Below are 22,332 nucleotides of genomic sequence, written 5' to 3'. Positions count from 1 at the left end.
GCGGCGGCGCGTTACTTGAGGCCGGAGGTCTTGATGGACTCGACCATCTGGCGCTGGAAGAAGAGGAAGAGCATCAGCATCGGGATCACCGCGACCACGGCGGCGGCGAGGATGTAGTTCCAGTTCGAGCCGTACTGGGTGGTGAAGGACGCGATGCCGACCTGGGTGACGGTCAGGTTCTCGCTGCTGGTGGCGACCAGCGGCCAGGCGAAGGCGTTCCAGTTGGCGAGGAAGAAGAACACCGAGAGCGCGGCCAGGATGGGCCGGGACAGCGGCAGGATGATGCTCCAGTAGATCCGCCAGTAGCCCGCGCCGTCGGCGATCGCCGCCTCCTCCAGCTCCCGCGGGATACCGAGGTAGAACTGCCGCAGCAGGAAGATGCCGAAGGCGTTGAAGAGCGGCGGGATGATGAGGGCCGCGTAGCTGTCGAGCATGCCCATCTCGCGGACGACGATGAACAGCGGGATGAGGATCACCGGCGGGGTGATCAGCAGGGTGGAGAAGATGACGACGAAGATGCCGTCGCGGCCGGGGAAGCGCAGGCGGGCCAGGGCGTAGGCGGCCATCGAGTGGAAGAACAGCGCGAGGATCGTGATGATCGCGGCGGTGAAGAAGCTGTTCCACAGCCAGCGGTCGAAGGCCACCTCGGTGAGGACGTAGCGGAAGTTCTCCCAGGTGACGTCCTCGGGCAGCAGCTTGCCGTCGGTGACCGCCTCGCGCGGCTTGATCGCCGAGGTGATCAGCCAGAGGACCGGGAAGACGCTCAGCACCGACAGCACGATGGCCAGCACCGTGAGCCCGGCGCGGGCACGGCGGCGGCCGGGGCCGCGCAGCGGGGTGGGGCGGGCGGCGGTGGTGCCGCCGGCCAGGGTGTCAGTGCTCATCGTCGAACCTCCCGCCCTTGGTCGCCTTGAAGATCAGCCAGGACAGGGCGACCATCACCACGACGAGGAAGGAGCCCAGGGCCGCGGCGTAGCCGTACTCGCCGAAGACGAACGCCTGTTGGTAGATGTAGAACATCGCCACGGCGGTGCCGTTGGCGGGGCCGCCGTCGGTCAGCACGAAGATGAGGTCGAAGGTGCCGGTGATCGCGGCGACCGTGCTGACGATGAGGACGAAGAAGCTGGTGGGCTTCAGCAGCGGCCAGGTGATCTGCCGGAACGAGGTCCAGGGTCCGGCGCCGTCGATCTTCGCGGCCTCGTACAGCTCCCGGGGGATCTCGTTGAGGCCCGCCAGGAAAATGATCATGTAGTAGCCCATGTAGTACCAGACGGTGACCGCGATCACCGCGTACAGCGCGAGGCCGGGGTCGCCGAGCCAGGAGCGGGCGCCCAGACCCACCTCGCCGGCGCCCTTGTTCACCACGCCGGTCTGGTCGTCGAGCATGAACTTCCACAGCAGGCCGACGACGACGAGGCTCAGCATGTGGGGCAGGAAGAGTGCGGTGCGGTAGACCGCCATGCCGGGCAACATCTGCTTCATCAGCACGCCCAGGCTGAGGCTGACGACGAAGAGCGTCGGCACCAGGATGACGACGTACTTCGCGGTGACCCACATCGAGGACCAGAAGTACGGGTCGTTGAACATGCGCTCGTAGTTGCCGACACCGATCCATTCGTACGAGCCGAAGCCCGAGACCTGGAAGAAGCTCAGCACGAACGACAGCAGCATCGGCAGGACGACGAAGAGCCCCAGGCCGAGGGTGTCGGGTAGCAGGAACAACGCGGCGGCCAGCCGCTCGCGCCCCTTGCGCCCCAGCTTGCGCCGACCCGCGGGAGCGGCAGCGCGCTCCACGGCGCCGGGGGCGCGCTCTTGCTGTGTGGCGATGCTCGTCATATGAGGCTCGCCCCCTTATAGCTCTTCATGAAGGCATCGATCGTCTGGGCGGCCCGGTCGGCCTCGCCGTCGACGCCCTTGCCGGCGAGCATGGTGGCCTGGATGGCGTCGGAGATCGCCTTGTAGACGATCGGCGGGTAGCGGGGCTCGGCCCGGCCGCCGGGGAAGATGTCCTCCTTGAACTTCTTCATCGCCCAGGAGTCGTAGCCGCCGCGCTCCGCGCCGCGCTCCAGGGCGGAGGTGCGCGGGGAGATGTCGGACTTCACGCCCGTACACCACTCGACGGTGCGGTCGATGGACTCATCCGACATACCGCCGAGGGCCCAGCCGCAGAACTCGGCGGCGGCGTCGGGGTTGGCGCCCTGGGTGCTGGCGCAGAACGACCAGCCGCCGAGGGTGGTGGTGTACTCGCCGCCGGGCGGTACGGGCAGCTTGAAGACCCCGTACTCGTGGTCGGGGGCGCCCGCCTTGAACGCCTGGACCTCCCAGATGCCGATCTGCCACATGCCGGCGAGGTCGGAGGTGAAGGCGGTGATGCGGTCGTCGGCGGCGGGGAGCGTACGCGGCGCGATGCCGGCCTCGACGGCGTCCTGCCAGAGCCCGAGGGCCTGGCGGGCGCCCTTGGAGTCGAAGGCGACGTTGCCCGCCTTGTCGACGACCTCGCCGCCGCCCTGCCACATCCAGCAGTACCAGGTGAAGTTCTGGTAGTAGCCGGGGTCGGTGTGGAAGACGAGCCCGGCGGCGCCGGTCTTGCTGCGGATCTTGTCGCCGGTGTCGAGGAGCTGGTCCCAGGTGGTCGGGATGTCGGCCTCGGAGAGGCCGGCCTTCTCCCAGACGGGGACGTTGTAGAACATCGCCAGCGGCTCGACCTCCATGGGCAGGGCGTAGACCTTGCCGTCGACGGTGCGGCTGGTGAGGCTCGTGCCGTAGTCCTCGACCACGCCGTCGTCGAGGTGCGGGGTGAGGTCGGCGAGGATGCCGCCGTTGTAGTAGCGGGTGAAGTCGCCGGGGCTGAGCAGGAAGATGTCGGGGCCCGCGCCGGCGGCGAAGGCGGTGACCATCTTCGAGCCCTGGTAGCTGACGCCGGGGACGAAGTACGGCTCGATCTTGACGTCGTGGGTGTCGTTCCAGTCCTTGATGAGCTTGTCGAACCACTTCGACTGGGCGACCATCGCGGGGTCGGACGCCTTCGGGTCGTAGAAGTGCCAGAACTTCAGCGTGCCGCCGCCGGCGCTCGCGGAGCCGCCGCAGCCGCTGAGCAGCGGGGTCGCGGCGGCCGTCGCGGCGGCGGCCGCGCCCGCGGTGCCGCCGAGGAAGCGGCGGCGCGAGGGGGCGCCGGGGGTGCGGCGGCGCGCGGGGGCGCCCCGGGCGGGTACGGCGCCGTTGCCGTGGTGGAGCATGTCGTGCCCCTGTCTGTCGGGTGGGTGCTGGGGTCGGGAGCGCGGGGGCTCGTACGGGCTCAGTCGGGGGCGTCGACTTCCAGGTCGAGCAGTCCGGGGGTGGCCGGGAGGGCTGCGCTCGACGGCGCGTCCAGGTAGAACAGGGAGGTCGAGGCGATGTCGTCGCGGTTCTTGCGGTAGCGGTGCTTGAGGCCGTTGCCCTGTCCGGCGCCGATACCGAGGCACTGCACGGTCACGCGGAGGTCCTCTTGGAAGCGGACGGGGTCCAGGACGTGCCAGCGGTACATCCCGAACCGCTGCTGGCTCGCGTAGAGGCCGTCGGGCCGGAGGATCTGGTTCAGGCCGAGATAGGGCGTGGTGTACGCGGTGTAGCCGTGCGGCTTGACGTCGAAGTTCCAGGCGCCGCCGAAGTAGTCCTCGGTGCCCGTGCCGCAGATGGTGGGCCAGTCCTCGTCGCCGTCGAGGTAGAACTTCAGCTCGCCCTCGCCCCACCAGCCGGGGCTGTTGGTGCCCCAGGCGAGGTACGTGCCGACGTACTGGCCGGCGCCGGTGACGCCGTCGAGGAGGGTGTGGATGCCGGATTCGTCGACGGGGTTGCTGCGGCGCCACTGGGCGTGGAAGTAGGAGGCGTCGGCGGGGACGTCGGCCAGCTCGTAGTCGATCTGGTAGTAGAGCGTCATCTGCTCGGGGGCGAGGTTCTCCAGCGTGACGCGGGCGCGGCGGCGGAAGGGCATGGGCCAGTACGCGTTGAAGCCGCCGTTGGGGGCGACGGTGACGGGCACCGAGGAGACCTGGCTGAAGACGCTCCAGCCGTTGCAGAAGAAGTCGCCGAGCGGCACCTCGACGGCGGGGGTTTCGGCGCCGTCCCAGTAGACGCGCAGCAGGGTCTGCCGCCAGGCGGCGTGCGGGGCGGTGGTGCACCAGAGGTGGCGTATGGTGCCCGGCCCGTCGATCTCGGCGAGCACGGCGGTCTCGCCGGGGGCGATGTCGATGCTCGGGGAGACCTTCCAGCCCTGGCCGAGCCGGCTCGCGGCCCGGGCGCCGGTGCCCTCGGTGGCGGCACCGCCGGCGCCCTTGGCGCCGGTGGGGTTCTCGGCGCTGATCGAGCGGGTGACGGCGGGGGTCGTACGGGCGAGGTCATCCAGGCCGAACGTGGTGCTCATGGACGCTCCGTTGTGAAATCGTTTTCGTACGGGTGTGGCGAAGGGTCATCCCAAGTGCGCGCGCAGCAACTGAGCGGGTTCCGGTGACGTGAGGCGGCCCCACCGGAAATCCCTTGAAATCCATTTCACGCGAACGTAGAGTTCACGCAAGACGGTGTCAAGAGGTCCGTACGAGACCGTGGAAAACACCGTCCGCGCCGACCCGTCCACGTACCCGACCGGATGCCGGGGCCGCGCCGCGGGCCGCATCGCGGGACCGCCGGATGCGCGTATCCGATGCCCCGAGGCGGTCCGACCGGGCCCCGGACTGGCGGAGAATGGGCGGCAGGGCACCGGACGCGCGGCCGACTCCCGCGCCTGCGTGAGAGGTTCAGGTAGCGGAGAAGTGACGACCATCAACGATGTGGCGCGCGCCGCGGGGGTCTCGCCGGCCACTGTCTCCCGGGTCTTCAACGGAGGCCGGGTCACCGCGGAACGCGCGGAGCGCGTCCGCAAGACCGCGGCGGAGCTGGGCTTCTCGCCGAACAGGGTGGCGCGGTCGCTGCGGATGCAGCGGGCGAGCGTCATCGGGCTGATCATCCCGGACATCGAGAACCCCTTCTTCACGTCGCTCGCGCGCGGGGTGGAGGACGCGGCGCAGCAGACGAACCTGTCGGTGGTGCTGTGCAACACCGACGAGGACGTGGACAAGGAGCGGCGCTATCTGGAGATCGCGGCGGCCGAGCAGATGGCGGGCGTGATCGTGGCCGCGGCGTCGCGGAACCGGACGGACCTGTCCGTGCTGGAGGGCCGCGGGATGCCGGTGGTCGCGGTGGACCGGCGGCCGCGGGGCGCGTCCGTGGACGCGGTGATGGTCGACAACCAGCACGGCGGCGAGGAGGCCACCGCGCACCTGCTGCGCAGCGGCTACCGCCGGATCGCGTGCATCGCGGGCCCGGAGGGCGCGTCCACGTCCGACGACCGGCTGGCGGGCTACCGCGCGGTGATGCGCGACCACCTGCGGGAGACGGACGGGGGCACGCTGCCGCCTGAGTACGTACGGCACGCCGACTTCCGGGTCGAGGGCGGCCGGGCGGCGATGCGGGACCTGCTGGCGCTGCCGTCGCCGCCGGACGCGGTGTTCGTGGCGAACAACCTGATGACGGTGGGCGCGTTGCAGGCCCTCAGGGAGGCGGGCACGGAGCCGCCGCGGACGGGGGTCCTGTCGTTCGGCGACGTCCCGTGGGCGTCACTGGTCCGCCCGCCGCTGTCGACGGTGCAGTTGCCGTCGTACGACCTGGGGTGGACGGCGGCGGGGCTGCTGCAGGAGCGGATCGCGGGGACGGAACGGCCGCTGCAGACGGTGGTGCTGCGGACGGCACTGCAGGTGAGGGAGTCGACGTCGGGACCGGGGACGGAGGAGGCGTAGGCCAAGGCGGCGGGGGCGCAGCCTGCGGCGGCGGGGGACGCATAACGCTCTCCCCCGCACCCCCGCCCCAGGGTAAGCCGCCCCTGTGACAGACAGCCCGCCACCGGAGCACGCCCTGTGGCGTACGTACAGGCGCACAGCCCACAGCGCCCGGCTCGCCCCGCAACAGTCCCCCCCGGCCGGCCGTCGGCCCCCGACCCGCCACGCAGGCCGCCTACGCCACCAGCGCGCGGCCTCGGGCCCGCCGCCCCCGCGGAGCGCCTACGTGTCCAGCAGGCGCCGCCACTCCGCCACCGACTGCGGCGACACCGGGCCCGACCAGCCCTCCGGGCGGACCGCGCCGCCGACGTGGAAGGCGTCCAGGCCCGCCGCCCGGAGGTGGGGAACGTGGGCCGTGGTGAGGCCGCCGCCGGCCATGATGCGGGCCTCGTAGCCGGGCTGGCAGGCGGTCGCGCGGGCGGCCTCGGCGACCAGCACCGGCAGGCCGTCCGCGACACCCTTCGCCGAGCCCGCCGTCAGGTAGGTGTCCAGCCCCGGCAGGCCCGCGAGCTGCTTGCGCAGCGTGTCCCGGTCCGCCGCCCGGTCGATCGCCCGGTGGAACGTCCACCGGCACCCGTCCCCCACCGCCTCCAGCAGCCGCCCGACCGTCGCCAGATCCGGCCCGCCCGCCTCGTCCAGGAACCCGAGGACGAACTCCTCCGCCCCCTCCGCCCGCAGCGCCCGCGCCCGTACCGCCAGCGCCTCCACGTCCCCCGCCGCGAACCCGTCCTCGGCCCGCAGCATGACGCGTACGGGGATCTCCACCGCGGCCCGCACGGCGGCGACGGTCTCGCGCGACGGGGTGAGCCCGTCGGCGGCCATGTCCGTGACCAACTCCAGACGGTCGGCACCGCCCGCCTCCGCGGCGGCGGCGTCGGCGGCGTTCAGGGCGATGACCTCAAGCAGCATTGGTCTAGACATGAAGCACAGCCTGCCATATCGCGCAGAATGGTGACCATGCCCGCCCCCGGAGATAACCAGCCCGCACCATCGGCGCCCGAGCCCACCGACCCGGCCCTCCTCGACCGCTGGACGGCACTGCTCACCCGCTGCCGCTCCGGCGCCGCACCCCCCGACCCCGTACCGTACGGGATGAACCTGCTGGAACGGTGGGGTGAGTCCCAGCGGCGCTACCACACCGCGGCGCATCTGGCCGCGGTCCTCGACCGCATCGACGAGCTGGCCGCCCACGCCGATGACCCCGACGCCGTACGCCTGGCGGCCTGGTTCCACGACGCCGTCTACCGGCCGGAGCACAGCGAGAACGAGGAGCGCAGTGCGCGACTCGCGCAAGTCGCCTTGGCAGAGGCGGGAGTTGAGGCCGAGCGCGTGGCGGAAGTGGCGCGGCTCGTACGGCTCACGGTGACCCACGACCCGCACGCCGGGGACCGCAACGGCGAGGTGCTGTGCGACGCGGACCTCGCGGTGCTGGCGGGTACGCCGACGGCGTACGCGGCGTACGCGGCGGCGGTCCGGGAGGAGTACGGCTTCGTGCCGGCCGACGCGTTCCGGGAGGGCCGCGCGACGGTGCTACGACAACTGCTCGGGCTGCCCCGGCTGTTCCGTACGGAGACGGGGTACGCCCGCTGGGAGGCGGCGGCGCGGCACAACGTGGGGACGGAGCTGGAGCTGCTGGGCGGGTAAGGCTTCCGACAGGACGTCAGTCGAGGTGAACGGGAGTGACAGCCGTGCCTACCCCGCCGCTTTCACCGCGCCCTCGGCCGCCGGCTCGCCGCCGCACGCCACCAGCCTCGTACGCCGCGCCGCCGACCGGCCGGCGACCACCGTCATCACCACCGCGCCCACCGCCAGCACGGAGCCGGTCCACGCGGTGGCGGCGTACCCGAGGCCGGCGCTGATGACGAGGCCGCCGAGCCACGGGCCGACGGTATTGCCGATGTTGAACGAAGAGGTCGCCGTCGCGCCCGCGAGGCCCTGTGCGTCGCCGGCAACATCGAAGATGCGGGCGTTGAGCGCGGGCGCGGTGGTGAAGGCCGTGGCGCCGAGGAGGATCGACAGGGTCACGATCGCCACCGGGTACTCGGCGAGCAGCGCGCACGCCACCAGCACGGCGGCGGTCGCGGACAGCCCGACGTACATGGTCCCGAACCGGTACCTGTCCGCCATCCGCCCGCCGACGAGCGTGCCGAGGAACGCCCCGGCGCCGAAGAGCGCGAGCACGGTCGGCACCCAGCCGTCGCCGAGGCCGGCGACGTCGGTGAGGAGGGGGGCGAGGTAGGAGAAGAAGGAGAACGTTGCGCCTGCGAAGAGCGCGACCGTAGCCATGGCGAGCCACACCTCGCCGTCACGGTAGATGCGCAGCTCCTGCCGGAGGCTCTGCGGCTGGGCGTCGTCGGGCCCGCCGCGCGGTACGAGCGCCACCACGCCGACGAGGGCGACGGCGGTCATCAGCGTCACGGCCCAGAATGCGGACCGCCAGCCGAAGTGCTGCCCGAGTAGCGCCCCACCGGGCACCCCGGCGACGTTCGCGACGCTGAGCCCGCCGACCATGATCGCCATCGCCCGTGCGCGGGCACCTGTCGGAACGGTTGCGATCGCGACGGCGGCACCGACGGCCCAGAACCCGGCGCAGGCGAGGGCACTGACGATGCGGGTGGCGAAGAGGACACCGTAGGAGGTGGAGACGGCCCCTACGATGTGCCCGGCATAAAGAAGGAAACGCTGGGACGCCGGGGGAACATTCCTGCGATCGCGGGGATCCCGTCACCCCGTCCCTGTCTTCCTCCCCCGTCTCCGCAGGCCCCCCTCCACCAGTCTCCGCAGCAGTTCCTTCGAGCCCACCTCCACGGCGCCCCGGCTCACCGCGTCCCCGTACCGCGTCGACGGGATGTCGTAGTGGTCCCCGTCGAACGCCCTCCGCGGTACCCCCATCGACTCTGCGAACGCGTGCAGTTCCTCGTACGACACGTCGCTCACCAGGTGCGACCACATCCGCCCGTGACCCGGCCACGTGGGCGGGTCCACGTAGATCGTCATCCGGCACCGCCTCCCCCCAGGCTCCCCACCCGGGCCACCACCGCGCCCGTCCTGCCGCACACCCACCGCGGGTCCGGGCCCAACTCCGGTTCGATGTCCAGCGCGTGCGGGCCCGCGGAGTCGACGTCCTCGCATACGGGGCACAGCGGCCATCTGCCGTACTTCTCCAGCAGCGCGTCCTGGACGTCCTGGGCCACCAGGCCGTCGAGGTACGCCACGCCCTCGGGCCACTGCTCCACCCACCAGCGGCGGTGGACCACCGCGTCCTCGACGAAAGTGACCACGTCCGGTTCCGCCACGTCGGCGGCGCTGAGGTCGGCGAGGATCAGCGCGCGGGCGCGGTGTAGCGCCTGCTCCAGCCCTTGGTGCTCCATACATTCATTGTCCCGCAACCGGCACCCGCGAGGCCGGGCCGCGGCCGGGCGCCGGGGTTTTCCACAGGGCCGACGCGGGGGGTTGACTCGCCCTCCGTCGCGAAAATATCTTTCGTGTGTGAGCTACAGCGTGAAGGAAACTTTCACTCCTGACACCCCGACCGGACCCGCGCCGCCCGCGCCCGCCGCCCTCGCGGCCAAGGTGCGCACGGTCGCGCCGTCCATGACGCGCTCCATGCAGCGCGTCGCCGAGGCCGTCGCCGGGGACCCGGCCGGCTGCGCCGCGCTCACCGTCACCGGCCTCGCGGAGCGCACCGGTACGTCGGAGGCCACCGTCGTGCGGACGGCGCGGCTGCTCGGCTATCCCGGGTATCGCGATCTCCGGCTGGCCCTCGCCGCCGCCGCCGCGCAGCAGGAGGCCGGGCGGGCGCCGTCGGTCACCGCGGACATAGCGGTGGACGATTCGATGGCCGACGTCATCGCCAAGCTCGCGCGGGACGAGCAGCAGGCCCTCGCGGACACCGCGGCCGGGCTCGACCCCGTGCAGTTGGAGGCGGCGATCGCCGCCATGGCCACCGCCCGGCGCATCGATGTGTACGGCATCGGCGCCTCGAACCTCGTGGGCCAGGACCTGGTCCAGAAGCTGCTGCGGATCGGCGTCGTGGCGCACGCCTCGCCCGACCCGCACCTGGCCGTGACCAACGCCGTCCAACTGCGCGCGGGCGACGTGGCCATCGCGATCACGCACTCGGGCCGCACGGTCGACGTCATAGAGCCGCTGCGGGTCGCGTTCGACCACGGGGCGACGACGGTGGCGATCACCGGCCGCCCGGACGGCCCCGTCGCGTCGTACGCCGATCACATACTCACCACGTCCACGGGTCGCGAGAGCGAGCTGCGGCCGGCGGCCATGTCCAGCCGGACGGGCCAACTGCTGGTCGTGGACTGCCTGTTCATAGGCGTGGCCCAGCGGACGTACGAACGGGCCGCCCCGGCGCTCGCCGCCTCGTACGAGGCGCTGGCCCACCGGCACAGCCCGCTCCGCCCGCGGTCCTGACGCCGCCCGGCGACACCCGACGACGACCGATGCACCGGCGACCCGCCCTCCGTCCAGGCGCGGACCCCGCCCACGGCACCGGCCGCGCCGGAGGCCGCGGACGAGTCGGATCTGTCGGATACGCCGGGCGTACGGGCCCTGCCCCGCGCGCCCGACGCGTCCACCGCGCCACCCGCACCACGCACCGCCCACGCGCCACGCACACCCCACACCGCATACCGCTCCCGCGCCAAGCACCGCTCGTGCAGCTCGTGCCGTACATGCCGTATGTCCAGCACGCACCCCTCACACCACGGTTACCGCTCATGCGCCACATACCGCTCACGCACCACTCGCGGGCCTCACCCGCCCGCGGCCACGCTCCACCCCGCACCACCCCGGGCGCCGGGCTCCGCACCGGCCTGCCCCAGGACGTCCCCGCGGGCGTCCGAGGGCCGGCGCCCGACCGCACCGCCGTACGACGCCGGCGCCGCCCGGTGGCCTGGCGCGCTCCGCGCGCCGGACGCCCGTGGCGGTAGTCCGACCGCCGGCGACAGCACCACGCAAGCCGCCGTGATCGACCCACCTCCGCGTGCGCGCACCGCCCACCGCGCGCCACGCACCGTATGGAAAGAGCCGCTCCGACATGCCCTCTCCCTCAGCAGACATCCGCCGGGAGCTGGAAAACCTGACCACCGAGGCGTTCCGTCCCGAGCTGGCAGAGATCGACCGTCTCTCCAGCCTGGAGATCGCCGGAATCATGAACGAGGAGGACAGCGGGGTACCGGGCGCTGTCGCCACGCAACTGCCGCAGATCGCCGCCGCCATCGACGACATCGCCGAACGCATGGCCCGCGGCGGCCGGCTGTTCTATCTGGGCGCCGGCACCGCGGGCCGGCTCGGGGTGCTGGACGCGAGCGAGTGCCCGCCGACGTTCAACACCGACCCGTCGCAGGTCGTCGGCATGATCGCCGGCGGGGACGTGGCGCTGCGGACCTCCACGGAGGGCGCGGAGGACAGCGAGGAGCTGGCCGCGGATGACCTGGCGGCGGCGGAGCTGGGACCCGACGACGCGGTCGTCGGCATCTCCGCCTCCGGCCGCACGCCGTACGCGGTCGGCGGCGTGACGTACGCCCGCGGCCTGGGGGCGCTGACCATCGGGCTGTCCTGCAACGCCGGTTCGCCGCTGGGCGCGGCGGCGCAGCACGGCATCGAGGTCGTCGTGGGCCCCGAGCTGATCGCGGGGTCGACTCGGCTGAAGGCGGGCACGGCGCAGAAGCTCGTGCTCAACATGCTGTCGACGATCACGATGATCCGTCTCGGCAAGACGTACGGGAACCTGATGGTCGACGTGCGCGCCTCCAACGAGAAGCTGCGGGCCCGTTCGCGGCGCATCGTCGCGCTGGCGACGGGCGCGGGCGACGAGGAGGTGGAGGCCGCCCTCGCCGAAACCCACGGCGAGGTGAAGAACGCGATCCTCACCATCCTCGGCGGCGTGGACGGCAGCACGGCGGAGCGCCTGCTCGACGCCTCACACGGTCACCTGCGCGTCGCCCTGAAGTCCGCGACCGACGTGAGCTGAGCCCGGCGGCGGCGATAAGGGGTCGTTGACAGGAGGGTCCCCCAGCCGGCGCCGGCTGGGGGTACCAGACCGCCCCTCCCCCGACGGCGCCGCGGCCGCCGCCGCTGCGCGCCGACGCGCCGCCGCCGGGTGCCAACGCGCCCGAGGGCGGCACCCCCTGCGGGGTACCGCCCTCGGTTCGTCAGCCCGTCCGGCGACCGGCCGCGGCCGGTCGCCGGACGTACGGACTTCGCGATCCCGGATCAGAAGTCCATGTCGCCGCCGGGCATACCGCCCCCGGCCGCGGCCTTCTCCTTCTCCGGCTTGTCGGCGACGACGGCCTCGGTGGTGAGGAACAGGCCCGCGATCGACGCCGCGTTCTGCAGCGCGGAGCGGGTCACCTTGGCCGGGTCGAGGATGCCCTCGGCGATCATGTCGACGTACTCGCCGCTGGCGGCGTTGAGCCCGTGACCGGCGGTCAGGTTGCGCACCTTCTCCACCACGACGCCGCCCTCAAGGCCGGCGTTGACCGCGATCTGCTTCAGCGGGGCCTCCAGGGCCAGCTTCACGGCGGACGCGCCGGTGGCCTCGTCGCCCTGGAGCTCCAGCTTCTCGAAGACGTGGCCGGCCTGCAGCAGGGCCACGCCGCCGCCGGCGACGATGCCCTCCTCGACGGCCGCCTTCGCGTTGCGCACGGCGTCCTCGATGCGGTGCTTGCGCTCCTTCAGCTCGACCTCGGTCGCGGCGCCGGCCTTGATGACGGCCACGCCGCCGGCCAGCTTGGCGAGCCGCTCCTGCAGCTTCTCGCGGTCGTAGTCGGAGTCGCTGGCGTCGATCTCGGCCCGGATCTGGTTGACCCGGCCCTGGACCTGCTCGCTGTCGCCCGAGCCGTCGACGATGGTGGTCTCGTCCTTGGTGATGACGACCTTGCGGGCGCGGCCCAGCAGGTCGAGCGTGGCGCTCTCCAGCTTGAGGCCGACCTCCTCGGAGATGACCTGGCCACCGGTGAGGATGGCGATGTCGCCGAGCATGGCCTTGCGGCGGTCGCCGAAGCCCGGGGCCTTGACGGCGACGGACTTGAAGGTGCCGCGGATCTTGTTCACCACGAGGGTGGACAGGGCCTCGCCCTCGACGTCCTCGGCGATGATCAGCAGCGGCTTGCCGGACTGCATGACCTTCTCCAGGAGCGGCAGCAGGTCCTTGACCGCGCTGATCTTGGAGTTGGCGATGAGGATGTACGGGTCCTCCAGCTCCGCCTCCATGCGCTCCATGTCGGTGGCGAAGTAGGCGGAGATGTAGCCCTTGTCGAAGCGCATGCCCTCGGTGAGCTCCAGCTCCAGCCCGAAGGTCTGCGACTCCTCGACGGTGATGACGCCTTCCTTGCCGACCTTGTCCATGGCCTCGGCGATCAGCTCGCCGATCTGGGTGTCGCCGGCGGAGATGGAGGCGGTGGAGGCGATCTGCTCCTTGGTCTCCACGTCCTTGGCCTGCTCCAGCAGGGCAGCGGAGACGGCCTCGGTGGCCTTCTCGATGCCGCGCTTCAGCGCCATCGGGTTGGCGCCGGCGGCCACGTTGCGCAGGCCCTCCTTGACCAGGGCCTGGGCCAGGACGGTCGCGGTCGTCGTGCCGTCACCGGCGACGTCGTCCGTCTTCTTCGCGACCTCCTTGACCAGCTCGGCACCGATCTTCTCGTACGGGTCCTCGAGCTCGATCTCCTTGGCGATGGAGACACCGTCGTTCGTGATCGTGGGGGCGCCCCACTTCTTCTCGAGGACGACGTTCCGGCCCTTGGGGCCGAGGGTGACGCGGACGGCGTCGGCGAGCTGGTTCATGCCGCGCTCGAGGCCGCGCCGCGCCTCCTCGTCGAACGCGATGGTCTTGGCCATTGTGTTGAGTCCTCCCGGACAGGGGGGTCGTCTGTGTCCGGACCGCGCTGGCGCCCGCGACGGACGGTCCGCGACCCGCGTGGTTCCCTCCCACCCGGCGTACGGACCTCACCGAACCGGTCCCGTGCTGTCACTCTCACGGGGAGAGTGCTAACGCCAATGATTAGCACTCGCCCCCTGCGAGTGCAAGCGGGCAGGGGGTTCTCATGCGCAGAGCCGAACCGGACCGCGGCACCGCACAACAGGCCGCGGGAGGAGGCGGACACGGGAGGACAAAGGGGGCAGGAGCAGGGAGGAGCGCGGACAGCAGAGGGCCCGCACCCCGGAGGGTGCGGGCCGTCGCGAGTCGTCCGTGGTCGATGCCCGGCGCTCAGCCGCTGACGCGGACCATGTCTGCCTGCGGCCCCTTCTGACCCTGCGAGATCTCGAACTCGACCCGCTGGCCTTCCTCGAGGGTGCGGTATCCGTCCATCTGAATCGCGCTGTAGTGGACGAAGACATCCGCACCACCGTCGACCGCGATGAAGCCGTACCCCTTCTCCGCGTTGAACCACTTGACGGTGCCCTGAGCCATTCCAAACTCCCCTATTGCTGGCCCTTACACAGGACCGCACTCCGCGGACCCGGGTCAGACCTCACCCCCGGATACACGCCGGGGCGTGCGCCGGAACGCGTCGACCGCGGCTGAATGTATCCGCACAGATGCCCAGTGCAACAGGTCAATCGGACGAGAATTCTGCGGACACGCGATCGGTATTTTTCCGATCAATTTCCGCCATTCCCTGACAACTCGGGCAGGGCATAACTCACCATCACGACAATTAACTCTCCGCATTTGCACGGAACTTGTCGCGTTCTCATATGCGTGGAGCATGGGCCACGAGGGGGGAACGCCCCAACCCTATCGCGTGTCATGACATGCGAACGGCCCCACTCCGGATCAGTGGGGCCGCACGCGCGCAAGCGGGGTTCAGCAGCCTCCGGCGACCGCCGGAATGATCGAGACCCCGGCCCCCTCGGGAGTGGGAGTCTGCAGGCCATCGGCGAAGCGGACGTCATCATCGTTCACGTAGACGTTCACGAAGCGGCGCAGCTTGCCTTGATCGTCCAGCACCCGGCCGGCGATGCCGCGGTGGTGCTTCTCCAGGTCTTCGATCACCTCGGCCAGCGTCGCGCCCTCGGCGCTCACCTCTGCCCGCCCGTCGGTATACGTACGGAGGATGGTCGGAATTCGGACGTTCACGCTCATGATGCGAGGCCGGCCTCTCGGAAGGAGTCGAGTGTGGGACGAATGATCGCGCTCGGCCCCGTGGTGGGAGCGACCGCGTCGAGGGTCTTCAGACCGTCGCCCGTGTTGATCGCGACGGTGGTCTCGGCCGGGTCGATCCGGCCGTCCGCGACGAGCTTCGCCAGCACGCCGAAGGTCACGCCGCCCGCCGTCTCCGCGAACACGCCCTCGGTACGGGCCAGCAGCTTCACCGCGTCCACGACCTCGGCGTCCGTCACGTCCTCCACCGCGCCGCCGGTGCGGCGGGCGATGTCCAGCACGTACGGGCCGTCGGCCGGGTTGCCGATGGCGAGGGACTTGGCGATCGTGTCGGGCCGCACCGGACGTACCACGTCGTGACCGTCCTTGAAGGCCCGCGAGACCGGGGAGCAGCCGGCCGCCTGGGCGCCGAAGATCTTGTACGGGCGCTCCTCGACCAGCCCCGTCGCGATCAGCTCCTTCAGCCCCTTGTCGATCTTCGTGAGCTGGGAGCCGGAGGCGACGGGGATGACGATGTTGTCCGGGAGCCGCCAGCCGAGCTGCTCGCAGATCTCGTACGCGAGGGTCTTGGAGCCCTCCGCGTAGTACGGGCGCAGATTGACGTTCGTGAAACCCCAGCCCTCGCCGATCGGGTCGCCGATCAGCTCGGAGCAGAAGCGGTTCACGTCGTCGTACGTGCCCTCGATGCCGACGACGTCACCGCCGTAGACCGCGGCCATGACGACCTTCGCGTGCTCCAGGTCGTACGGGATGAACACGCACGAACGCAGTCCCGCCCGCGCCGCGGCCGCGCCGACCGCGCCGGCCAGATTGCCCGTGGAGGAACACGACAGGGTGGTGAAGCCGAAGGCGCGCGCCGCCTCGACGGCGATCGCGACGACGCGGTCCTTGAAGGAGTGCGTCGGGTTGCCCGAGTCGTCCTTGACGTGCAGCGCGCCCGTCACGCCCAGCTCGGCGGCGAGCCGGTCGGCGCGGTGCAGCCGGGTGAACCCCGGGTTCAGGTTCGGCTTGTCCGCCACGTCCGCGGGGACCGGCAGCAGCGGTGCGTACCGCCAGATGCTCCGCGGACCCGCCTCGATACGGGCCCGCAGCCGGGAGGCGGACTCGGCGTCACCGCCGGGGAGCTCGTAGGCCGCCTCCAGCGGCCCGAAACACGACTGGCACGCGAACACCGGACCGAGCGGCACCCGCTCCCCGCACTCCCGGCACGACAGCGCGACGGCGGGGCCCAGATCAGGGGCGCCGTCGACGGCGGTGCGGGTGGGAGCTGTGTCTACAGCCATACTGGCGAGGCCCTCTCTCCTCATCTTCCCCGCGACGCATCTCGCCGCAGGACGGAATTGGCACCATCACCGTCCGGGGCCTCGCAGCGTCGCGAGTACCGGACGGAGGGTTGCCGGGGCTTCAACGGGCCGTTCCCTCTGCCCCTCTGGATGAGCTCTGTATGGCGCGGGTCCGGCGGGGCCGTCCGGCGCTTTTGTCCGGCGCGCGGACCCCGACATAGGGACGTCACGCACGTTGTTCAAGACTGTAACCGACGACCAGGACAGTTGTGAGGGCCGTCCGATACGCGAGACGGCTCTCACACCGGACAGGACACCGGCAAGGGGAGGCCCGCAGGTGCTCGATGACGTGGAGCAGTGGCTGAGGACGCGGTCCTGGTCCGCGGCGGACCGGCCGCCCGCGCGGCTGCTGGCGGCCAAGCGGGCGCTCGGGGCGCGCGGGACCGTGAGCGTGGTGCTGCCCGCGCTCGACGAGGAGGCCACGGTCGGTGCGATCGTCGCGGCGATCCGCGCGGAGCTGATGGCTCCCGGCGACGGCGGGCTGGTGGACGAGCTGGTCGTGATGGACTCCGGCTCCACGGACCGTACGGCGGAGGTCGCCGCCGCGGCCGGCGCGCGGGTCGTGCACCGCGACGAGGTGCTGCCGCGGCTGCCGGCGGTGCCGGGCAAGGGCGAGGTGCTGTGGCGGTCGCTGCTGGTGACGCGCGGCGAGATCGTGTGCTTCGTGGACGCGGACCTGCGGGACTTCGACACGGCGTTCGTGAGCGGGATCGTGGGGCCGCTGCTGACGGAACCTGACGTGGAGTTCGTGAAGGCGGTGTACGACAGGCCGCTGGGCACGGGTGCGACCGGACAGGGCGGGCGGGTGACCGAGCTGGTGGCCCGGCCGCTGCTGAACCTGCACTGGCCGCTGCTGGCCGGCTTCGTCCAGCCGCTGGGCGGCGAGTACGCGGCGCGCCGGTCGCTGCTGGAGCGGCTGCCGTTCCCGGTCGGGTACGGGGTGGAGCTGGGCCTGCTCGTCGACGCGCTGCACACGGTGGGGCTGGGCGCGCTGGCGCAGGTCGACGTCGGCGTCCGCCGGCACCGGCACCAGGACGACCGCGCGCTGGGGCGCATGGCGGCGGCGATCTACCGCACGGCGCAGTTGCGGCTGGCGCGGGGGCACCTGGTGCGGCCGCGGCTGACGCAGTTCGACCGGGGGGCGGACGGGGCGTTCGAGCCGCGGACGTACGGGGTGGACACGGACGAGCGGCCGCCGATGGGGGAGATCCGCGAGTATGTGGAGCGCCGAGCGGCGTAGCCCTCGCCGGGCGGGCGATGGCGGGGTGATCTCCCCGTACCCACCCCTTCCCGCAACTCAGGTCCCCGCCCCGAGACCCCGGGGCTCCGCCCGAGACCTGCCGGGCTCCGCCCGAGCCTCCTAGGGGCCGCACCCCCGAGACCTCCGCGAGTCTCTCTCCCCCGGCCGACTGCGCCCCCGCCCCCTGTCCGGCCTCTCGATCGTCCGGAGCCCCCTGGCCCCACCGGCCCACGTGTCCCCACCGGTATCGGCCACACCGTCCCGGTTGCGTTTCGGCGGGCTCTGCCGCGGCTAGGCTCGGCGCATGGTCGTGTCGCCCGGTGCTCCCCTGCTCGTCGCGTCCAACCGCGGGCCCGTCTCGTACGCCGTCGGCGACGACGGCGCGCTCGTCGCCAAGCGCGGCGGTGGCGGGCTCGTCTCCGGGCTCAGCGCCGTGGGACCCGAGGCCGGGGCGTTGTGGGTGTGTGCCGCGCTCGGTGACGGGGACCGGGAGGCCGTGCGGCGGGGGGTGGCCGAGCCGGGGGTGCGGATGCTCGGCATCGACCCGGACGTCTTCCACGACGCGTACAACGGCGTCGCGAACTCCGTCCTGTGGTTCGTCCACCACATGCTCTACGACATCCCCGTCGCCCCCGTCTTCGACGCCGGGTTCCGCCGCCAGTGGGCCGCGTACGAGACGTACAACCGCGCCTTCGCCGACGCCCTCGCCGACGGTGCCGCCGAGGGCGCGGCGGTGCTCGTGCAGGACTACCACCTGTGTCTCGTCCCCGGCATGCTCCGCGAGCGCCGCCCCGACCTGCGCATCTCGCACTTCACCCACACCCCCTGGGCGCCCCCGGAGTACTTCCGGCTCCTCCCCGACGACATCGCCGCCGCCCTGCTGCGCGGGCTGCTCGGCGCCGACCGCGTCGGCTTCCACACCCGCCGGTGGGCCGAGGCGTTCGCCGGCTGCTGCCGCGGGGTGCTGGGCGGCGAGGCGGAGGTCGCGTGGGCCGGGGAGGAGGCGCGGGGGGAGCGGACGACCTGGGTCGACGTGCACGCCCTCGGCGCCGACGCCGACTTCCTGCGCGAGCGGTCGCGGCGGCCGGACGTCGCCGGGCGGATGGCGGCCCTGCGCGAGCAGATCGGCGGCGCGGACCGCGAGATCGTGGTGCGGGTGGACCGCACCGAGTTGTCGAAGAACATCGTCCGCGGGCTGCTCGCGTACCGGCGGCTGCTGGAAGCGCGGCCGGAGTGGCGCGGGCGGGTGGTGAAGCTGGCGTTCGCGTATCCGTCGCGGCAGGACCTGGCCGTGTACCGGGACTACACCGCCGAGGTACGCCGCCTCGCCGCGGAGATCAACGAGGCGTACGGGACGGACGGCTGGCAGCCGGTCGTGCTGCACGTCGAGGACGACTTCGCCCGCTCGCTCGCCGCGTACCGGCTGGCCGACGTGGCGCTGGTCAATCCGCTGCGGGACGGGATGAACCTGGTCGCGAAGGAGATCCCGGTGGTCTCGGACGACGGCTGCGCGCTGGTGCTGTCCCGGGAGGCCGGCGCGTACGCGGACCTCGCCGAGGACGCGCTCGTGGTGCACCCGTACGACGTGGAGGCCACGGCGGACGCGCTGCACGCGGCGCTGACGATGCCGCGCGACGAGCGTGCCCGGCGGACGAAGCGGCTGGCGGCGGCGGCCACGGCGCTGCCGCCGCAGGCGTGGTTCCTCGCGCAGTTGGACGCGCTGCGGGCGTAGCCGGCGGTACGGGCCGCGCCGCCCTCAGCGGCGCGCGGTACGGGCCGCGCCGCCCTCAGCGGCGGTGGCGCTCCTGGAAGCGGGCCGCCTTCGCGCGGTTGCCGCACCCCTCCATCGAGCACCAGCGGCGGCGGCCGTTCTTGCTGACGTCGTAGAACCACAGCACGCACTCGGGGTTCGCACAGCCGCGGACCCGCTCCGGGTGCTCCTCGTAGAGCCGGACCAGATCGGCCGCGGCGACCCAGGCCGGCAGCCACGCGGGGTCGTCCACGACGATCTCCGAGGTGGCCCGGCCGGCGCGCAGCAGGGGGCGGCGGGCGCCGTGGGCCAGTATCTCGTCGAGCGGCTGCTCGTCGCCGTCGAGGGCGGCGCGCAGGGCGGCGCGGGCGGTGGTCAGCGGCCCGGGGCTGCGGAGTCCGCGGGGTCCGCGGGGTCCGCGGGGTCCGCGGGGTCCGCGGCTGCGGAGTCGGCGGGGTCCGGGGCTCCGAGCCCGACGGCGCGGGGCTGCGAAGCCTGACGGCCAGGGGCTACGTGCCGAGGGCCGTTGCCAGGGCCGTCAGGAGGTCCACCACGCCCTGCGGTCCCTCGACCGTCAGGTCCGCGCGGTCCGCCAGCGTGTCCGCGCCCTCGCCCGTCGTCGCCGCGCTGCACACCAGCAGCCCGGCGACGCCCTCCGGGCGCAGCGCGTCCACGGCGTCGTAGGCGGCGAGGTCGCCGAGGTCGTCGCCGGCGTAGAGGACGGTGCGGGCGCCGGTCTCGCGGGTCAGGGCGGTGAGGGCGCGGCCCTTGTCCATACCCGGGGGGCGGAGTTCGAGGACGAAGCGGCCCGGTTCGACCACGAGGCCGTGGGCCGCCGCCAGGTCGTCCAGCGGCTTGCGCAGCGCGTCGGCGGCCTCGGCGGGGTGGTCGGCGCGGCGGGTGTGGACGGCGACGGCGCGGCCCTTGTCCTCGATCCACGTGCCCCGCCAGGCGCCCGCCGCCTCCAGCACACCCGGCAGTTCGGCCTGCACCGCCGCGACGCCGGGGTGCGGGTCGGGCGCGCGGAGGGTGCCGGTGGCGGCGTCCCACTGCTCGTCGCCGTAGTGGCCGAGGACGCGCAGGTGGGCCAGCCCCTCGACGCCGGCGAAGCCGCCGTACCGTACGGCCACGGCGGCGGGCCGGCCGGTGATGACGGCGACGGTCCCCATGCGCGGCGCGACCCGGGCCAGCGCGGGTACGGCGCCGGGGTGGGCCCGCGCGGAGTCCGGGTCGGAGACGATCGGGGCGAGGGTGCCGTCGAAGTCGAAGGCGACGAGGGCCTGCTCCGGGTCGGCGAGGAGCGCCGCGAGGCCGGCGCGGCCCGCCTCGGTACGCGGAACGGGGAGCTGTGCTGCGGAGGTGCTGCCCATGTCCAGGACCCTACCGGCCCGGGGTAACGTGCAGGGCATGTCGGAGGGTGCGCTGACCGAGCGGGACTTGGCGGTGCTCGCGCTGGAGAAGCGCGCGTGGCCGGGTCCGGGGGCGAAGGAGCGGGCGATCCGGGAGCGCCTGGGGCTCTCCCCGACGCGGTACTACCAGGTGCTCAACGCGCTCCTGGACGACCCGCGCGCGCAGGAGCACGACCCGGTGACGGTCAATCGGCTGCGCCGCGTCCGGCAGGCCCGCCGCGACGCCCGGGAGGGCTGACGCGCGTTCGCGCTCCCCCGGTCCGGGTGGGCTGCGGGGTCCGCGCGGTCCGTACGGGCGGCACAGGAGGACGACAGGAGGACGAGGGGCGGGTCACTCCTCCGTCGTGGAGGCCGACTCCGCGATGCTCTGGAGGTTCGTCAGCACCCGCTCCGGCGGCTCGCCGCCCGCCTCGGCCGCCTTGCCTATCTGCTTCTTCAGCTCCGCGTTGACCCGCGCCCACGAGGTCTTGTTGTCCGGGTAGAAGACCGCGGTCTGGAGCTGGTCCAGGAACGGCTGCAGGTCCTTGCGGCCCTGGCTCAGCTTGTCCACACCGGAGACCGTCGTCGGCAGCAGGTCGTAGCGCTGCGCGAACTTCAGCACGTTGGTGTCGTCGAAGAGGACGTCGAGGAACTTGCCGATCTGGGAGCGGTTGCCGTTGGCCTTGAACGCCATGATCCAGTCGGCGACGCCCATCGTCGACTCCGAGGGCCCGTCGCGTCCGGGCAGCTTCAGGGCGATGCCGAAGTCGACCTTCTCGCGGCGCAGGTTCTGCATCAGCGTCGGGTGGCCGAAGATCATGCCGACGTCGCCCTTGACGAAGTCGGCGAAGGCCGTGCGTCTGTTGGTCTCGGAGGGCGCGGCGTAGGTGAGGCCGGCGCCGACGAGGTTGTCGCGTATCCAGTTGAAGGTGTGGATGTTCTGCTCGGAGTCGATCGTGTAGCTGCCGACGTCGTCCGTGTACGCGCCGCCGCCGCTGATCATCCACATCAGCGTCTCGCCCTGGGCCTCCTCGGGGCCGAGCGGGAGCGCGTACGGGACCTTCACGCCGGTGTCCTTGAGCGCCTGCGCGACGTCGAGGAGTTCGTCCCAGTCCTCGGGCGCGTCCTCGGGGTCGGTGCTCAGACCCGCGTCCTCGAAGAGGGACTTGTTGTAGAACAGCAGCCGCGAGCTGGAGACGAAGGGCATGCCGTACTGGACGCGGTTGACCTCGCCGGCGGCGGCGAGGCTCGGTACGAAGTTGGCCTGGGTGGGGATGGAGAGCAGTTCGTCGGTGCTGTAGAGCATGTCGCGGGAGCTGTACTCGGCGTACGGGCCCATCTGCGCGATGTCCGGCGGGTTGCCGTCCTTCACCATCTTGTCGACCTTGGCGTCGATGTCCTCCCACGGGATGATCTCGATGTCGACCGAGATCCCCGGGGTGTCGTTGGAGAACTTCGCCGCCAACTGCTCCCAGTAGCGCCGGGCGGTGTCGGACTCGCCCGTGCCGTACTCGGCGGCCACCAGCTTCAGCGTGACATCGCCGCCGCCACTGCCGTCCCCGCACGCGCTCAGCGGCAGGGCCGCCGCTCCCGCGGCACCGGCCGCCGCCTTCAGAAATCCACGCCGCTGCACAGCTTTAGCCC

21 protein-coding genes, 1 pseudogene and 1 riboswitch are annotated in these 22,332 nt (G+C 72.2%); of the genes and pseudogenes, 7 read left to right on the top strand and 15 right to left on the bottom strand.

What is annotated here, in order from left to right; all coding sequences use genetic code 11:
* Positions 1-11: 11 nt before the first annotated feature.
* The 4 genes from OG946_RS21020 to OG946_RS21005 are packed head-to-tail and all read right to left on the bottom strand — an operon-like array spanning position 12 to position 4,399.
* A complete protein-coding gene (locus tag OG946_RS21020; RefSeq protein ID WP_125936463.1) occupies positions 12-884 on the bottom strand; it encodes a carbohydrate ABC transporter permease in 873 nt (290 codons plus the stop codon).
* On the bottom strand, positions 874-1,836 hold the full coding sequence (locus tag OG946_RS21015; RefSeq protein ID WP_326797597.1) for a carbohydrate ABC transporter permease: 963 nt from the start codon (positions 1,834-1,836) through the stop codon (positions 874-876). Before OG946_RS21015 ends, OG946_RS21020 begins: the two co-directional genes overlap by 11 nt.
* Entirely contained in the window at positions 1,833-3,236 is a 1,404-nt protein-coding gene (locus OG946_RS21010; protein WP_326797596.1) for an ABC transporter substrate-binding protein, read from the bottom strand. The genes OG946_RS21015 and OG946_RS21010 overlap by 4 nt, the downstream gene beginning before the upstream one ends.
* A gap of 59 nt (positions 3,237-3,295) precedes the next feature.
* Positions 3,296-4,399: a glycoside hydrolase family 172 protein gene (locus tag OG946_RS21005; protein WP_326797595.1), complete on the bottom strand. Its 1,104-nt coding sequence runs from the start codon at positions 4,397-4,399 to the stop codon at positions 3,296-3,298.
* A 385-nt stretch (positions 4,400-4,784) separates the two neighbouring features.
* Here OG946_RS21005 and OG946_RS21000 point away from each other — a divergent pair, with 385 nt between their 5' ends.
* Positions 4,785-5,807, top strand: a complete 1,023-nt coding sequence (locus OG946_RS21000) for a LacI family DNA-binding transcriptional regulator (RefSeq protein WP_326797594.1) — start codon at positions 4,785-4,787, stop codon at positions 5,805-5,807.
* A 261-nt stretch (positions 5,808-6,068) separates the two neighbouring features.
* On the opposite strand, the gene OG946_RS20995 is transcribed toward OG946_RS21000, so the two are convergent.
* Complete coding sequence (locus OG946_RS20995; RefSeq protein ID WP_326797593.1) at positions 6,069-6,767, bottom strand: copper homeostasis protein CutC; 699 nt, start codon at positions 6,765-6,767, stop codon at positions 6,069-6,071.
* Between the two features lie 27 nt (positions 6,768-6,794).
* Between OG946_RS20995 and OG946_RS20990 the strand changes: the two genes are divergently transcribed.
* The gene (locus OG946_RS20990) at positions 6,795-7,490 is read left to right on the top strand and encodes an HD domain-containing protein (protein ID WP_326797592.1); all 696 of its coding nucleotides are present in this window, start codon (positions 6,795-6,797) and stop codon (positions 7,488-7,490) included.
* Between the two features lie 48 nt (positions 7,491-7,538).
* Here the strand turns inward: OG946_RS20990 and OG946_RS20985 are convergent.
* From OG946_RS20985 to OG946_RS20975, 3 genes and pseudogenes are all read right to left on the bottom strand, one after another.
* A pseudogene (locus OG946_RS20985) lies at positions 7,539-8,510 on the bottom strand (MFS transporter); the annotation flags it as partial.
* Positions 8,511-8,570: 60 nt separating this feature from the next.
* Positions 8,571-8,843, bottom strand: coding sequence for a DUF4031 domain-containing protein (locus OG946_RS20980; protein ID WP_326797591.1), 273 nt, complete (start codon positions 8,841-8,843; stop codon positions 8,571-8,573).
* The gene (locus tag OG946_RS20975) at positions 8,840-9,217 is read right to left on the bottom strand and encodes a hypothetical protein (RefSeq protein WP_326797590.1); all 378 of its coding nucleotides are present in this window, start codon (positions 9,215-9,217) and stop codon (positions 8,840-8,842) included. The genes OG946_RS20980 and OG946_RS20975 overlap by 4 nt, the downstream gene beginning before the upstream one ends.
* 118 nt (positions 9,218-9,335) lie before the next feature.
* Here OG946_RS20975 and OG946_RS20970 point away from each other — a divergent pair, with 118 nt between their 5' ends.
* Positions 9,336-10,274, top strand: coding sequence for a MurR/RpiR family transcriptional regulator (locus OG946_RS20970; protein ID WP_018839736.1), 939 nt, complete (start codon positions 9,336-9,338; stop codon positions 10,272-10,274).
* A 625-nt stretch (positions 10,275-10,899) separates the two neighbouring features.
* Positions 10,900-11,835: an N-acetylmuramic acid 6-phosphate etherase gene (murQ, locus tag OG946_RS20965; RefSeq protein WP_326797589.1), complete on the top strand. Its 936-nt coding sequence runs from the start codon at positions 10,900-10,902 to the stop codon at positions 11,833-11,835.
* 242 nt (positions 11,836-12,077) lie between these two features.
* Here the strand turns inward: murQ and groL are convergent, their stop codons facing one another.
* The 4 genes from groL to thrC all read right to left on the bottom strand — a co-directional run bounded on the left by groL (position 12,078) and on the right by thrC (position 16,250).
* The gene (groL, locus tag OG946_RS20960; RefSeq protein WP_101422708.1) at positions 12,078-13,700 is read right to left on the bottom strand and encodes a chaperonin GroEL; all 1,623 of its coding nucleotides are present in this window, start codon (positions 13,698-13,700) and stop codon (positions 12,078-12,080) included.
* Between the two features lie 370 nt (positions 13,701-14,070).
* Entirely contained in the window at positions 14,071-14,274 is a 204-nt protein-coding gene (locus tag OG946_RS20955) for a cold-shock protein (RefSeq protein WP_018839739.1), read from the bottom strand.
* 396 nt (positions 14,275-14,670) lie between these two features.
* Positions 14,671-14,949 (bottom strand): MoaD/ThiS family protein, encoded by a 279-nt coding sequence (locus OG946_RS20950; protein ID WP_326797588.1) that lies wholly within the window; start codon positions 14,947-14,949, stop codon positions 14,671-14,673.
* Positions 14,946-16,250, bottom strand: a complete 1,305-nt coding sequence (thrC, locus tag OG946_RS20945; RefSeq protein ID WP_326797587.1) for a threonine synthase — start codon at positions 16,248-16,250, stop codon at positions 14,946-14,948. Before thrC ends, OG946_RS20950 begins: the two co-directional genes overlap by 4 nt.
* A gap of 17 nt (positions 16,251-16,267) precedes the next feature.
* Positions 16,268-16,407: riboswitch (SAM riboswitch) on the bottom strand.
* Between the two features lie 180 nt (positions 16,408-16,587).
* Between thrC and OG946_RS20940 the strand changes: the two genes are divergently transcribed.
* The gene (locus OG946_RS20940; RefSeq protein ID WP_326797586.1) at positions 16,588-17,550 is read left to right on the top strand and encodes a glucosyl-3-phosphoglycerate synthase; all 963 of its coding nucleotides are present in this window, start codon (positions 16,588-16,590) and stop codon (positions 17,548-17,550) included.
* Positions 17,551-17,854: 304 nt separating this feature from the next.
* Positions 17,855-19,282, top strand: a complete 1,428-nt coding sequence (locus OG946_RS20935) for an alpha,alpha-trehalose-phosphate synthase (UDP-forming) (protein ID WP_326797585.1) — start codon at positions 17,855-17,857, stop codon at positions 19,280-19,282.
* A gap of 55 nt (positions 19,283-19,337) precedes the next feature.
* On the opposite strand, the gene OG946_RS36160 is transcribed toward OG946_RS20935, so the two are convergent.
* Both OG946_RS36160 and otsB read right to left on the bottom strand, forming a co-directional pair.
* Complete coding sequence (locus OG946_RS36160; protein ID WP_442814433.1) at positions 19,338-19,553, bottom strand: CGNR zinc finger domain-containing protein; 216 nt, start codon at positions 19,551-19,553, stop codon at positions 19,338-19,340.
* A 256-nt stretch (positions 19,554-19,809) separates the two neighbouring features.
* Positions 19,810-20,670, bottom strand: coding sequence for a trehalose-phosphatase (otsB, locus tag OG946_RS20925; RefSeq protein WP_326797584.1), 861 nt, complete (start codon positions 20,668-20,670; stop codon positions 19,810-19,812).
* A 37-nt stretch (positions 20,671-20,707) separates the two neighbouring features.
* Between otsB and OG946_RS20920 the strand changes: the two genes are divergently transcribed.
* Positions 20,708-20,947 carry a DUF3263 domain-containing protein gene (locus OG946_RS20920; RefSeq protein ID WP_326800324.1) on the top strand — a complete coding sequence of 80 codons (240 nt, stop codon included), beginning with the start codon at positions 20,708-20,710 and terminating at the stop codon, positions 20,945-20,947.
* A 93-nt stretch (positions 20,948-21,040) separates the two neighbouring features.
* Here the strand turns inward: OG946_RS20920 and OG946_RS20915 are convergent, their stop codons facing one another.
* Positions 21,041-22,321, bottom strand: a complete 1,281-nt coding sequence (locus tag OG946_RS20915) for an ABC transporter substrate-binding protein (protein WP_326797583.1) — start codon at positions 22,319-22,321, stop codon at positions 21,041-21,043.
* Between the last annotated feature and the right edge of the window lie 11 nt (positions 22,322-22,332).

Source organism: Streptomyces sp. NBC_01808 (assembly GCF_035917395.1).
Classification (GTDB): Bacteria; Actinomycetota; Actinomycetes; order Streptomycetales; family Streptomycetaceae; genus Streptomyces.
Note: the sequence above shows the minus strand (reverse complement) of the source record. Positions and strands in the feature narration are given on the sequence as shown.

Excerpts from the sequence above, each read along its gene's own strand:
- OG946_RS21010 (WP_326797596.1), bottom strand. The coding sequence starts at position 3,236 with ATGCTCCACCACGGCAACGGCGCCGTACCCGCCCGGGGCGCCCCCGCG.
- OG946_RS20990 (WP_326797592.1), top strand. The coding sequence starts at position 6,795 with ATGGTGACCATGCCCGCCCCCGGAGATAACCAGCCCGCACCATCGGCG.
- OG946_RS20995 (WP_326797593.1), bottom strand. The coding sequence starts at position 6,767 with ATGTCTAGACCAATGCTGCTTGAGGTCATCGCCCTGAACGCCGCCGAC.
- otsB (WP_326797584.1), bottom strand. The coding sequence starts at position 20,670 with ATGGGCAGCACCTCCGCAGCACAGCTCCCCGTTCCGCGTACCGAGGCG.
- murQ (WP_326797589.1), top strand. The coding sequence starts at position 10,900 with ATGCCCTCTCCCTCAGCAGACATCCGCCGGGAGCTGGAAAACCTGACC.
- OG946_RS21015 (WP_326797597.1), bottom strand. The coding sequence starts at position 1,836 with ATGACGAGCATCGCCACACAGCAAGAGCGCGCCCCCGGCGCCGTGGAG.
- OG946_RS21020 (WP_125936463.1), bottom strand. The coding sequence starts at position 884 with ATGAGCACTGACACCCTGGCCGGCGGCACCACCGCCGCCCGCCCCACC.
- groL (WP_101422708.1), bottom strand. The coding sequence starts at position 13,700 with ATGGCCAAGACCATCGCGTTCGACGAGGAGGCGCGGCGCGGCCTCGAG.
- OG946_RS20975 (WP_326797590.1), bottom strand. The coding sequence starts at position 9,217 with ATGGAGCACCAAGGGCTGGAGCAGGCGCTACACCGCGCCCGCGCGCTG.
- thrC (WP_326797587.1), bottom strand. The coding sequence starts at position 16,250 with ATGGCTGTAGACACAGCTCCCACCCGCACCGCCGTCGACGGCGCCCCT.
- OG946_RS20980 (WP_326797591.1), bottom strand. The coding sequence starts at position 8,843 with ATGACGATCTACGTGGACCCGCCCACGTGGCCGGGTCACGGGCGGATG.
- OG946_RS20920 (WP_326800324.1), top strand. The coding sequence starts at position 20,708 with ATGTCGGAGGGTGCGCTGACCGAGCGGGACTTGGCGGTGCTCGCGCTG.
- OG946_RS20950 (WP_326797588.1), bottom strand. The coding sequence starts at position 14,949 with ATGAGCGTGAACGTCCGAATTCCGACCATCCTCCGTACGTATACCGAC.
- OG946_RS21005 (WP_326797595.1), bottom strand. The coding sequence starts at position 4,399 with ATGAGCACCACGTTCGGCCTGGATGACCTCGCCCGTACGACCCCCGCC.
- OG946_RS20935 (WP_326797585.1), top strand. The coding sequence starts at position 17,855 with ATGGTCGTGTCGCCCGGTGCTCCCCTGCTCGTCGCGTCCAACCGCGGG.
- OG946_RS20955 (WP_018839739.1), bottom strand. The coding sequence starts at position 14,274 with ATGGCTCAGGGCACCGTCAAGTGGTTCAACGCGGAGAAGGGGTACGGC.